Annotated in this window: 12 protein-coding genes and 1 tRNA gene; 8 read left to right on the forward strand and 5 right to left on the reverse strand. The window is 71.5% G+C overall.

The genetic code is table 11. From position 1 onward, the window contains the following. Positions 1-75: 75 nt before the first annotated feature. The 8 genes from VMI11_02840 (at position 76) to VMI11_02875 (ending at position 6,814) form a co-directional block, all read left to right on the forward strand. Positions 76-1,014 carry a hypothetical protein gene (locus tag VMI11_02840; GenBank protein ID HTY71342.1) on the forward strand — a complete coding sequence of 313 codons (939 nt, stop codon included), beginning with the start codon at positions 76-78 and terminating at the stop codon, positions 1,012-1,014. A 188-nt stretch (positions 1,015-1,202) separates the two neighbouring features. After that, on the forward strand, positions 1,203-1,820 hold the full coding sequence (tmk, locus tag VMI11_02845; GenBank protein ID HTY71343.1) for a dTMP kinase: 618 nt from the start codon (positions 1,203-1,205) through the stop codon (positions 1,818-1,820). A gap of 157 nt (positions 1,821-1,977) precedes the next feature. Further along, the gene (locus VMI11_02850; protein ID HTY71344.1) at positions 1,978-3,144 is read left to right on the forward strand and encodes a DNA polymerase III subunit delta'; all 1,167 of its coding nucleotides are present in this window, start codon (positions 1,978-1,980) and stop codon (positions 3,142-3,144) included. Positions 3,145-3,153: 9 nt separating this feature from the next. Further along, positions 3,154-3,663, forward strand: coding sequence for a GNAT family N-acetyltransferase (locus tag VMI11_02855; GenBank protein HTY71345.1), 510 nt, complete (start codon positions 3,154-3,156; stop codon positions 3,661-3,663). Positions 3,664-3,745: 82 nt separating this feature from the next. Continuing rightward, positions 3,746-5,296 carry an alpha/beta hydrolase gene (locus VMI11_02860; protein ID HTY71346.1) on the forward strand — a complete coding sequence of 517 codons (1,551 nt, stop codon included), beginning with the start codon at positions 3,746-3,748 and terminating at the stop codon, positions 5,294-5,296. Between the two features lie 113 nt (positions 5,297-5,409). Next, positions 5,410-5,486: transfer RNA gene (locus VMI11_02865), tRNA-Thr, on the forward strand. A gap of 308 nt (positions 5,487-5,794) precedes the next feature. After that, a complete protein-coding gene (locus tag VMI11_02870) occupies positions 5,795-6,445 on the forward strand; it encodes a DUF433 domain-containing protein (GenBank protein HTY71347.1) in 651 nt (216 codons plus the stop codon). Positions 6,446-6,460: 15 nt separating this feature from the next. Continuing rightward, entirely contained in the window at positions 6,461-6,814 is a 354-nt protein-coding gene (locus tag VMI11_02875; protein ID HTY71348.1) for a DUF5615 family PIN-like protein, read from the forward strand. Between the two features lies 1 nt (position 6,815). Here the strand turns inward: VMI11_02875 and VMI11_02880 are convergent, their stop codons facing one another. From VMI11_02880 to VMI11_02900, 5 genes are all read right to left on the reverse strand, one after another. Further along, positions 6,816-7,919, reverse strand: a complete 1,104-nt coding sequence (locus tag VMI11_02880; GenBank protein HTY71349.1) for a tyrosine-type recombinase/integrase — start codon at positions 7,917-7,919, stop codon at positions 6,816-6,818. Positions 7,920-8,073: 154 nt separating this feature from the next. Next, on the reverse strand, positions 8,074-8,292 hold the full coding sequence (locus VMI11_02885; protein HTY71350.1) for a DNA-binding protein: 219 nt from the start codon (positions 8,290-8,292) through the stop codon (positions 8,074-8,076). A 178-nt stretch (positions 8,293-8,470) separates the two neighbouring features. Further along, complete coding sequence (locus VMI11_02890) at positions 8,471-10,207, reverse strand: AAA family ATPase (protein HTY71351.1); 1,737 nt, start codon at positions 10,205-10,207, stop codon at positions 8,471-8,473. A 185-nt stretch (positions 10,208-10,392) separates the two neighbouring features. After that, on the reverse strand, positions 10,393-11,367 hold the full coding sequence (gene mobF, locus VMI11_02895; GenBank protein ID HTY71352.1) for a MobF family relaxase: 975 nt from the start codon (positions 11,365-11,367) through the stop codon (positions 10,393-10,395). A gap of 248 nt (positions 11,368-11,615) precedes the next feature. Next, positions 11,616-11,987, reverse strand: a complete 372-nt coding sequence (locus VMI11_02900; GenBank protein HTY71353.1) for a site-specific integrase — start codon at positions 11,985-11,987, stop codon at positions 11,616-11,618. Positions 11,988-12,223 lie beyond the last annotated feature (236 nt).

The following is a 12,223-nucleotide window of genomic DNA, read 5'->3' on the forward strand; positions in this document are numbered from 1 at the left end:
TAACAAGCCGTCTGAGCGGTGAGGTTGGGCTGTGGACCGTGGTCGCTGCCCCTGATTGGCGGGCAACGATGTGGCATGCCGCCGCTGCCCCACGACCTCATCGACGCCACTGCAGCCGAGCAGGCAGGTGTGTTGAGCCGACATCAGCTGCGCGAGCTCGGGGTCAGCGCAGACGCGGTCGCCTGGGCGGTCCGCGCTCGTCGGTGGCGCATCGTCGGCCGTGCCGTTGTTGTGCACCGGGGACCCCTGACGAGGGAGGCGCGGTGGTGGATCGCGCTGATCCACGTGGGACCGGGGTCGGCCTTGGCGGCGTGGACCGCCGCCGAGGCGGCCGGTCTCGAGGGGTTCGAACGCCAAAGCGTCCACGTCGTCGTGCCGATCGGCTACCACCACACGCGGCGGATGCTGCCCTGGATCAAGCTGCACGTCTCGCGAAGGTTCACGCCGTCGGACATCGTGCGGTCAGGAGGACCCGCACGGGTCTCGGTGGCCAGAGCTGTCATCGACGCCGGCGCGTGGGCCGCGACCGCTCGAGGCGGCTGCGCCGTGGTCGTGGGGGCCATCCAGCAGCGACTCACGACACCCGAGCTCGTCTACGCGGAGCTGGGCCGGGCCGGGCAGGTACGTCGTCGTCGCCTCCTTGCCGCCACCCTCGTCGACGTGGCGGGCGGCTCTCAGGCCATGACGGAGATCGACGTCGCCAAGTTGTGCCGTCGCTTCGGACTGCCGCTTCCGTACCGGCAGGCCGTACGCGTGGACTCGAGGGGCAAGCGCCGCTACCTCGACGCGTGGTGGCGGCGCGCCGACGGCAGGATCGTCCACCTGGAGATCGACGGTGCGGTCCACCTGTCGGTCCTTCGGATGTGGGACGACCTCGACCGCCAGTCCGATCTCGCGATCAGCGAGGATGCGCTCGCCATCCGGGTCGCGGGTATCGCGGCCCGCCTCGATCCGGCCGGGGTCGCGCGCCGTATCGCCGCCGCACTGCGCATCCCGTTCGCCGAGGCCGCGTGAGAGCCCGGCGCCACAGGGGTTGTTAGGCGTTGGCCGCTCGATCGACCGATGAACGCCTAACAACTCGACGGTGGGAGGGGGACGCGGGCCACGTCGGTAGGGTCGCGGGCGTGGCCGGCGCAGGCGCGGGCAGGGCGTCGGCGACGAAGACCGCTGCCTGCGGCTGAGGCGTCGACTAGGGTCCGGACGTGTTCATCGCGTTCGAGGGTGGCGAGGGCGCGGGCAAGTCCACGCAGGTACGCCGGCTCGCCGACGCGCTCGCCGCCCGCGGCCTCGACGTCCGCACCACGCGCGAGCCGGGCGGTACGCCCGCGGGCCGCCGGATCCGGGAACTTCTCCTCGACCGGGCGTCGGACGGTCTGAGCCCGCGTGCGGAGGCGCTGCTGTACGCCGCCGACCGCGCCGAGCATGTCGCCGCCGTGATCCGCCCCGCGCTGGCTGGCGGCGCCGTCGTCATCACCGACCGATACGTCGACTCCTCGCTCGCCTACCAGGGCGCCGGGCGGACCCTGGCGATCGCCGACGTGGCCCGGCTGTCGGAGTGGGCCACCGAGGGCCTGGTCCCCGACCTGACCGTCGTGCTGGATCTCGACCCGGAGGTCGGGCTGGCCCGTGCGGGCGACCCGGACCGCCTCGAGGCCGAGCCGCTGGACTTCCACCGCCGCGTCCGGCAGGGCTTCCTCGACCTCGCGGCCGCGGCGCCTGCCCGCTATGCGGTCATCGACGCCTCGCGCGATCCCGACGAGGTCTTCGCCGACGTCGCGGCGGCCGTCCTGGCCACGCTCACCCCGTCCCGCCGACCGTGATGCTCCGACCGTGACCCGCCGACCGTGACGTCCTTGCACCGGTCCAGGGGTCCTGAGCGGCACCAACGTCACACTCGCGGCTTGGAGGCCGCGGCCTTGGGGGCTGGTGCGGCACCGGGAGGTGTGGGTGTCGGCCCGACGGCCTAGGGTCCGGAGGGTGAGCGTGTGGGACGTCCTGGTCGGGCAGCAGCGCGCGGTGGAGCGACTCCAGGCGGCCGCCCACGACGCCCGTGAGGCCCTCGCCGGTCGCCCCTCGCCGGCGATGACCCATGCCTGGCTGCTGACCGGGCCGCCGGGGTCGGGGCGCAGCAACGCGGCGCTGGCCTTCGCGGCGGCGTTGGAGTGCGAGGCCGACGTACCCGGCTGCGGCACCTGCCACGCCTGCCGCACCGTCCTCGAGCGGGCCCACGGCGACGTGCGGGTGGTCGAGTCCGAGACGCTGTCGCTGGGGGTCGGTGACGTACGCCGGCTCGTGCACGTCGCCCAGGAGCGGCCGGCGAACGGGCGCTGGACCGTGCTGCTGCTCGAGCAGGCGGACCGGCTCACCGACGAGGCGGCGAACGCGCTGCTCAAGACCCTCGAGGAGCCGCCACCGCGCACGGTCTGGCTCCTCTGCGCCCCCACGTCGGAGGACGTCCTGCCCACCGTGCGCTCCCGGTGCCGCCCGATCGCCCTCGCCGCGCCGAGCGTGCGCGCGATCGCGACGCTGCTGGAGTCCGAGGGCGTGGACCCCTCGATGGCCGCGTTCTGCGCGCGGGCGAGCCTGGGCCATGTCGGGCGCGCCCGTGGGCTCGCTCGGGACGAGGCGTCGCGGCTGCGCCGAGCGGACGTGCTGCGTGTGCCGTTGCAGGTGGACAGCGTCGGCGGCTGCATCGTCGCCGCGGCGAACCTGGTGGAGGTCGCCCAGGCCGACGCCGAGGTGGCGCACGCCGGGCGCGAGGAGCAGGAGCGCGCGGACCTGGAGTTCGTCGTCGGTGACCCGCGCGACGCCAAGGGGCGCAGCCGCGGGGCGGTCGGGGCGTTCAAGGGCCTGGCCGAGGACCAGAAGCGGCGACGGACGAGGACGGTCCGCGACTCCCTCGACCGCGCGTTCATCGACCTGGTCTCCTTCTATCGCGACGTGCTCGCCGTCCAGCTCGGAACCGACGTCGACCTCGTGAACGCCGACGCCGCCCCGGAGATCGAACGGATCGCGCACGTCTCCACCCCGGAGGCGACGCTGCGCCGGATCGACGCCGTCCTCGCCGCCCGGACCGCGATCGACGGCAACGTGGCCCCCCTGCTCGCCGTCGAGGCGATGACGCTGGCCCTGCGCGCCGGCTGACCTCCCGCGATGAGCGTCGAGCTGCGTCCCGCGGAGCCGGCCGACCTCGCCCAGGTCGCGGCGATCTTCGGGCACTACGTGCGCACGAGCTGCGCGACGTTCGAGGAGGTCGTTCCCGAGGTGACGGCGTGGACGACCAAGCTCGACGAGGCCCGCGGTCGGGGCTGGCCGTTCCTGGTCGCCGCCGACGTGGAGCGGGTACGCGGCTTCGCCCGCTGCGCGCCGTGGCGCCCGCCGGCGGCGTACCTGCACACCGCCGAGGAGTCCATCTACCTGGCGCCGGGCGACACCGGACGTGGTCTCGGCACCCGGCTGCTCACCCGCCTCCTCGAGGAGGCGGCGCGCGCCGGGATCCACCAGTTGCTGGCGGTGATCGCCGACACCGGCGACCCGGCGTCGATGCAGCTGCACGAGCGGCTGGGCTTCGCCCGGGTCGGCCTGCTGCGGCGCGTGGGCCTCAAGCAGGGCAGGTGGCTGGACACCGCCATCTACCAGCGCGAGCTCGCCGCCCTCATCTGATCTTCAGGCTCGGCTGAGACGATGGGCACTGGCCGGACGCCGTACGCCGGGTCCGCGCCGCCCCCGAGACCGAGGAGTCCGTGTGCGAGGCGCCGCTGCACCGCGTCGACGTACCCTCGCCGCCGGCGTGCTCGCCCTGGCGGCGCTGGCCGTCGCTGCGTGCACCTCCAGCGGGGCGTCGCCGACCCCCATCCCGGCCAGCCCGGCCGCCGGCAGCGCGAGCGCGACCGTCGCCCCGAGCCCCGACCTGGCCCGGTACTACTCCCAGCACCTGACGTGGAGCGACTGCGGCGGCGGGTTCGACTGCACCAAGCTCACCGTCCCCCTCAACTACGCCGACCCCGCCGCCGGCGACATCCAGCTGGCCGTCATCCGGCTGAAGGCCTCCGGCCACCGCATCGGCTCGCTGCTGGTCAACCCGGGCGGGCCGGGCGCGTCCGGCGTCGACTTCGCGCGAGCCGCGCAGTCGCAGTTCACCTCGCCGCTGCGCGAGGCCTTCGACATCGTGGGCTTCGACCCTCGCGGCGTCGGCGGCAGCGCACCGGTCCGCTGCCTGAGCTCCAGCCAGCTCGACGCCTATTTCGCCGCCGACCCGACCCCGGACACCGCAGCGGAGCAGCAGGCCTACCTCAAGGACCAGGAGGCCTTCGCGGCGGGGTGCGAACGGCGCAGCGGCAAGCTGCTGCCGTACGTCGCCACCGTCGACGCCGCCCGCGACATGGACGTGCTGCGCGCCGCCCTCGGCGACCCGCAGCTGTACTACCTCGGGTCCTCCTACGGGACCTACCTCGGGGCGACGTACGCGGGGCTGTTCCCCAAGCGCGTCGGCCGGATGGTCCTCGACGGCGCCCTCGACCCGACGCTGTCCAACGAGGAGCTGATCCTGGGCCAGGCCAAGGGCTTCCAGGTGGCGCTGGACTCCTTCATCGCCAACTGTGACAAGCGCTCCGACTGCCCGCTGCCCCCGGGGCAGCAGGCGGGCGAGCAGCGCATCACCCAGCTGCTGTCCTCCCTCGACGCCAAGCCCATCCCGAGCGGCCAGGCCGGTCGCCCGCTCACGGAGGGGCTCGCGGTGCTGGGCATCTCGGAGGCGCTGTACGCCCCCGAGTACCTCGACCCGCTGCTGCGGGCGGGGCTGCAGGAGGCGTTCGCCGGTAACGGGTCGACGCTGCTGCGCCTCGCCGACTTCTACACCGAGCGACGCGCGGACGGCTCCTATCCCAACCTCATCGAGGCAAACGTCGCGATCAACTGTGCCGACAAGGGCAGCGACTCCTCGATCTCCGACGTGCAGCGGGTCCTGCCGCAGTTCACCCAGGCGTCGCCGGTGTTCGGCCCGGCGCTCGCGTGGGCGGACATCGCGTGCGCCGGGTGGCCGGTGCCTCATCAGCCGATCAAGGCGATCCACGCGCCCGGGGCAGCCCCGATCCTGGTGATCGGCACGACGCGCGACCCGGCGACGCCGTACGCCTGGGCCCAGGGGCTGGCCAGCCAGCTCGACTCCGGCCACCTGCTGACCTACGACGGGGACGGGCACACGGCCTACAACCGGGGCAGCTCCTGCATCAACCGGGCGGTCGAGGACTACCTCGTGTCCGGGACGCTGCCGGCGAAGGGCCTGGTCTGCCACTGAGGGGCCCACGTCCTCGTGGCGCGGGCCGTACGTCCTCGCGGCGACGGCCGTGGCGCCGAGGTCCGGTACCCTTCGGAGTCCGGGTCACGGGCGTCTCGACGTACCGGCCCACCGCCGCCTTAGCTCAGTAGGCCAGAGCGACGCACTCGTAATGCGTAGGTCCGGGGTTCGATTCCCCGAGGCGGCTCCATGTGCGGATGTGCCTCTGACCTGCGTCGACGCCGAAGGCAGGGTAGGTCTGACCCGCAACCGGTCGTCTGCACTCGTCCCCGACTCGTCCCCGGACGATTGACAGCGTCAGGATCGCGCGATCTCCGGGTCCTTCCTGCGGTTCACGCTGCCCCCGGCCGCCGGCCCAGCATCAGATCTGTCAGGGCCCGCACGCTGGCCACCGCACATGACACCGGATCCGATCTAGTGCCCTACAAGCGTCGGGAGTCGCGTTAGGCAATAGCCTGCAGTTGCCGAGATTGTGGGTGGGTGGGCCTAGCATCCTGGATGGCGACGACGCGGAAGGGGCGACGCGACATGGTGGATGAGTCGCTGGTTGCATTCCCGCGCGTACGCGCCGCAGAGCTCGCGGGTGTCACACTCAGACGCCTCGACTACTGGCGTGAGACTGATGTTGTTAGGCCAACCTGGGAAAGCCGGGTCAGCCCCCAACGCCGCGTAAGGCTGTATGGCTTCACGGATCTCATGTCATTGCTGGTCACGGTCGAACTTCGCAAGCGGGCCGTGTCCCTGCAGCACATCCGAAGCTTTACGCACTGGCTTCGCGCGTTCGGGTATGAATCTCCTCTCACCGAGCTCACGTTCGCGACTCAAGGCAAACATGCGTACTGGCAGCACCCAGATGGTGGCTGGGAAGGCGATCTGGCTCCGGGTCAGGGGGTCATCGCTGAGGTGCTGGACTTGCGTCCACTGCGGGCGCGAATCTTGAAGGCTGCCCGCCGGGCGGCAGACACGGTCGGCAAGACAACGACGCGCCGTGGCTTGCGCGGATCCAAGCCGGTGATCGACGGCACGAGGGTGCCTGTCGACACGGTTCGCCGCTACCTCGACAGGGGGTACTCGGCAGATCAGATCGTCGAAGCGTTCCCGATCTTGGAGGAAGCCGACGTCGAAGCAGTTCGGGTGTCGGCGGCCTAGCGAAGCGGCGAGGCCGTGAGGTTCCTGCTGGATCAGGACGTCGACGTTGCGGTCCGCAGGATGCTCATCGCGACTGGACACGAGTGCTGGACTGCCGCCGACGCGGGTCTCACCGTCGCCGCGGACGACGATCTAACCGTGTACGCCCAGGCCCAAGGAGCGATCCTCGTAACGCATGATGCAGCGTTCAGTCGGCGCCGGCGCGCGAACTGCATCGGACACCACCTTTGGCTGAAGTGTGCCGAGATGGATGCTGCCGAGCTCTTGCGGGTCCGGCTTGATGAGGTGGTTGCGCAGTTTGTCGGAAGAGCCAATGTCACCGCACGGCTGTCGCCGGACGAACTCGTGGCCTGGTCGCAGTGGAAGTGACTCACTTCCCAGACCTCTCCTGGTCTTGCATAACAGCGGCGGGCAGGATCAGTTCATCGCCGATGAGGGTGTCGAGGCGGTGGACGGCGCTCGAAAGGTGGTCGGCTGAGAGCAGGTGGCCGTAGATGTCGTGTGTGGTGCGGCTGGACTGGTGCCCGAGCAGCGCCTGGACGCTCTTGAGGTCGGCGCCCGCCGCGATAAACAGCGAGGCGGCCGTGTGTCGCAGGTCGTGAGGCCGGTGGCCGGTCTTGCTCGTCCAACCCACGGCTCGGCGCCAGTTCGACTCGTGGAGGAGTCCGCCGCCGGGCGAGGCGAACAGCGGCTCATGACAACCTCGCCCGTCCATGCGAGCCTGCACCAGCGGTACGGCGGCAGCAGCCACGGGGACAGCGCGCCGGCGGCGACCTTTCGGGTACGGCTTCAGCGAGGCGGGCCCTCCGCCGCCGTCGTAGATGACCACCCGGGTCACGTCCAGGGTCATGGTCGGCTCTCCAGTGATCGAGCTGCCGAGCGACACGTCACCGACCTGCAGCCCGGCAAGCTCGCCCCATCGCAGCCCGGTGAGCCCCAGGACGAGCGTGATGTCAGCTTGGTTGCTTCGCTCGCGTTGCGACCGGTAGAGCGCCGAGAGCTCCTCGAGCGTCAGCGGGCGCGCGGTGGTCGGCGCCCCCTCAGCGTCGCCGCGACTTCTGGTCGAGCGGCGGACGATCACGTTCGACGCGACGTTGATGAGGACGCGCCCGTCCCGGGTCGCGTAGGCAAGGAGTCCCTTCAGCGTCGCCAGCACCCGAGTCGCTGTCGCAGCAGAGAGATGCTTGTCGCTGACCAACGACCGTGCGAAGTCCTCGACATCCGTACGGCGTAGTGCTGCGAGCGGGCGAGCGCCGAGCGCCGGCAGGATGTGGACGCGCAAGGCGCTCTGATCGCTTTGGAAGGTGCGCCGTTCGACCTGAGGTTCGCGCAGCGGCAGCCACTCCTCGGCGACGGCGGCGAGGGTGGATCGTCCGAGCGCGGGATCCACCCAGCCGGACGTGTCCAGCCGTGACAGCTGCTGGCGTTCCCACAGCTCGGCCTGTCGTCTTTGGACAAAGGTGCGATCTGCCACGACCCGACCCCGAGCCTTCACTCTGACGCGGTACCTGCCAGCAGAGGTCTTGTTGATCATGCTGTTCAGCTCCAGTGGGTCGAACGGAACAGCATCGCGTGATCGCGCATGACGGAGGCTCGTGGGCGCCTTGATCTGTGGATGACCAACGTCTTCAGACGGACTGTGGATGGGAGGTGACGATCCCGTCGTCTAGCAGCTTCAGGAGCGGCGCGGTGGGGATCCTGATGAGCTTGCCGACGCGGACCACGGGAGAGGGCCAGCGGTCGCTACGGATGAGCTCGTAGGCCAGGGATCGGCCGATGCCGAGGACGTGGGCCGCGGCGGGCACGTCGAGCATTGCTGGGAGTTGGTCGAGCTCGTCGCGGGTCATGGTCTGCTCCTGTCGCGTGGTCGGTACCGGCGGATGACTCCTGATACCGATAGGTGTGCAAACCGATGGGCGAACATCGAGGCGAGCGTCGTCGGCTTCCATCCTGGCGTCGATCACGCCGTGAACCCTGCGCGCATCTGGCGCGTGCCGATCGGGGTGCTGTCAGGTGGTGTGCGCTCTACCGGGCGAACACGCGTCCGTCGTCTCGGTCGGGCATACGAACTGGGTCTCGACGCCGCGTGTCGCGGCCGCCGTCTGCCTCACGCCGATGGCCGCTCTGGGGCGTGGTGCGGTCGAGGAGGGCGTGCGAGGCTCGGCCGCTGCCGCTGCCGCTGGTGGCAAGGGCGCGGGTGAGCTGGGCGACCGCGGACTCCTGGTCGGCCGCTGCGGCTCCGGCGCTGATCGTTGAGGCCCGCGCGCGGTGGGGGCCGGCGTCTCCGGTGTCGGTCTCGGGGGTGGTGTGGACGTGGTTCTCGTGGCGGCCGCGGGTCATCGCGACGTAGAGGTGTTCCCGGTCGAGTCCGGTGCGGGCGAGGGTGACCGCGACGTCGGTGGTGGTGCCCTGCGCGGCGTCGATGGTGGCGGCCCATCCGTACTCGGCGTACCGGGCCAGGTACTCGACCGGCAAAACCGTGATCGCGTTGTCCTCGACGGACTGGACCCGCAGCCCGCCCTCCGGTGCGCTGTCGAGGACGCGGAGCCGGTCCCCGTTGCGCAGGCTCCGCTGCCCGAGCTGGACCGTGGGGGTGTTGCGTTTGGCGAGCAACAGGTCCCCGGCCCGCCAAGACCGGAGCTCGGGGTGCCCGCGGGTACTCGCGCTGCTCGAGACGACCGTCAGAAGGTCGGGGCCGTGGACGGCGCCGTCGGCGATGGCGGCGGCTCGGGCGCGGGTGTTCAGGGCGGTGACGTCGGCCCAGGACTTTGCGAGCATCAACGCGTCCCGACCGGCGTCCACGGCCTGCTGCCACCGGTCGAAGACAGCGTCGGCGGCGTCCTGGCTGTCGCCGGCGGGGTGGATGCGGTGGTGCTCGAGGTAGGCGCGAAGCGCGGCGGGGTCGCCGGCGCGCAGCCGCAGCGACGCGGCGGCCTCCCAGGGGTGGGCGAAGCGGTGCAGCTCGGTCAAGGTCGACCCCCGATCCTCGACCAGGAGCTGGGTGAGGTGGGCGAACATCCCGCCGGGGGCGTTGACGGCGCCGATCTGCGCGGGGTCACCGGCCAGCACCACCTGGGAGCCGTTGGTGAGGGCGTGCGTGAGGATCCGGTCCAGGTCGAGGGTGGACAGCATCGACGCCTCATCGACGAGGATCACCGACCGGCCGCCCCGTGGCCCGCGTCGCCGGGCCTGGTCGGCTTGGGTGAGCAGCCACCGGGCCACCGTGACTCCAGCCTCCCCGGCGCCCGCTGTGCCCGCTGTGGACCTGGTGAGCTCGGCGGCGGCGCGGGCGGACGGCGCGAGCAGGCTGACCTGGACGCCGGTGGCTCGCCAGGCGCGAACCGCGGCGCCGATGGTTGTGGTCTTCCCCGCCCCGGCGGGGGCGGTCATCACGGTGATCCGATCCCGGGACGCGAGCAGCGCAACGGCCGCCTCGCGTTGCTCCGCAGACAGACCAGACCCTGAGCCTGCGATGCCCGCGGTGGCGGCGTCGAGGGTAAGGGTGGCCTGCGTGAGCCGCGCCGCGGTGAGCGGGACCCGGGCCATGGCGTGGTCGATGATCCGTGCCTCCATGGCGACCAGCTCGGCGGAGGCGTAGCGGTCGTCGGAGGCGCGGGCGGTGTCACCGACCTGGTCGCGGCCCAGCGGGACGACCCCGGTCCTTCCCTTCGGGCCGAGACCGCGGTTCGCGCGCCAACCCCTGCCCCCTGGGCCGACCTCGAGCGGCAGCCTCGGCCAGGTCGCTGACCAGAGCCACCGCATCGGCTGCGGTTGGCGGCGTGGGCTCGTCGAGGAGGTCCACACGAGCAGCGATCGCGACAAGCAGGTCTGCGCGAGACCACACCGCCTTCGACCGCCCGAGCGTGGTCACAGCCTCCGCGAGCAGCCCGTCCCTCGTCAACGACTCGCGCCGGGCGCCCACGGGCAGGGTTGCGCTGGGGCTTGCCTCAGGGCTTGCCGCCGACGCTGGTGCCACGGCGTCGAGCAGGCTCCCCGGCGTGATGCCGTGCGCGGCGGCTTGCGCGGCCCACGTGGCGCGGCGGCCCGGATCGCCGGCGTGATGCTCCTTGTGCGCCCGGGTGGCGAGAACGGCGGTCTTGATGATCCGCGCCCGCTCCCCAGCGGTCACGGCGCGCCCGAGGGTCTCCTCGGCCTGCGCGATCGTTGGGACTGCCTCGGCGAGTACCGCGCTGGTTCGAGTCGACCACGCGTGCAGCAGCTCGTCCGGGACCCCGGTGATGTCGGCCTGCCCGTGCTCGGAGATCGGCCCGAAGGCGACGGGCAGTCTGGCGGTGAGTTCGGCGCGCAGCGCGGCCTGGTAGAGCGCGCCGGCGGCCTTCTTGTGGTGGTAGACCTCGTGGCCGTCCAGGGTGCGCCACGCCCCGTCGGCGCAGCGGGCCCTTGTTCAGCACCAGGGCGTGGGTGTGGATCTGCGGGTCCCCGGTGCGGGAGGTGCCGTGGTCGAACAGCGCGGCCGCGTACCCGCCCGTCGGGACTTGGTGGACGCCGTTGCGGCCCCGCCGGGAGTACCCGGCGACCTGCTCCAGGTAGTCGAGTCCGGCCCGCACGGCGGCGGCGTGCGCGGCCTCGATCTCCGTCACCCAGTGCTCGTCGCCGAGCGCCCAGAGGGCGCTGACGGACTTCGGGGCGGAGAACGTCCGGTCGTAGCCGGTGACCGAACGCTCGCCCCACGCGGCCCCGAGCTGCCCGCCGGTGGACGGGGAGAGGGCGCGCCCGAACAGCGCCTCCAGCTCCCGCTCCTCGACCACGCGGCCGGGCGCGAGGCCGAGGTGGGTGAGCCCGCCGCCGTGCCAGCGGCCGGGCGCGTCCCCGTGCTCGCTGTAGTACTCGCACGCCCCGCCGGCCACCGTGGTCTGGTAGTAGCGCCACGACCAGCGGCCGATCTTCGCACTGGACAACACGAACCGACACCAACCAGAATCACGTTACGGGACAACGCTTTCCGGCTTCGACCGTAGCACCTATGATGCACATGTCTGCTGCTCCAAGCCGGCTTTCTCGGAGGATCACCAGGTGACTCAGTCGGCTCGGGTGATGTCACCGGCCGAGGGTGCGGCGGCGTGGCAGGCCTGGAAGGCCCTTCCCAAGAGCACTCGTGCCGAAGTCCGTGATCACGCCAGGGCGGGGACCCGACATCCAGACCCAGCGGTCACCGCGACCGCCGACGCCTGGGCCCGAGCGTTCTTCGCCTCGGGCTGGTGGAATCGGGCCCCGGCGCGTCCACCTCGCCAAGGATCAGCAACCAGGAGAACAGCCCGGACACACTGCTCAGGCGACGCTTGATCGTCTGCGACGACAACCCGGCCTGCCCATCGACCAGGCGCACCACGTTCGCGTCGCCGCGGGGGCGGCGCTGCTCAGCGATGAAGTCCAACACATCGCCCGGGCGGACCTCACGCGGGTCCTTGGTGACCACAGCGAAGAACGCCCGCAGATCCGAGACCGTCGCCAGCACCGTGTTCGGCCGAGCCCTCGACGCGACGAACACCAAGTAGCGATCCACCAGTCGATCGGCCAGCAAGGGCACTCTCATCCCAGCCGGCGACAAGCAAGAATCGGCAGTCACAGCAACGGGTCTCCTCGGCTCCAGGACCTGCCCCAACGGCACGTCCGAATTGCCCTAGAAGATCACCGGCATATCTACACTTCGGAGCGGTCGGTGGCTGTTCGTCACCGCCCGTTCGGCCGACTGAATGGATGGGTGCGGGGCCAGTACCGTGCTGGACATGAGCGTTCGGGGGGTCTGCTCAAGTGCCT

The organism is Actinomycetes bacterium, from assembly GCA_035506535.1.
In the GTDB taxonomy this organism is placed as follows: Bacteria; Actinomycetota; Actinomycetes; order DATJPE01; family DATJPE01; genus DATJPE01.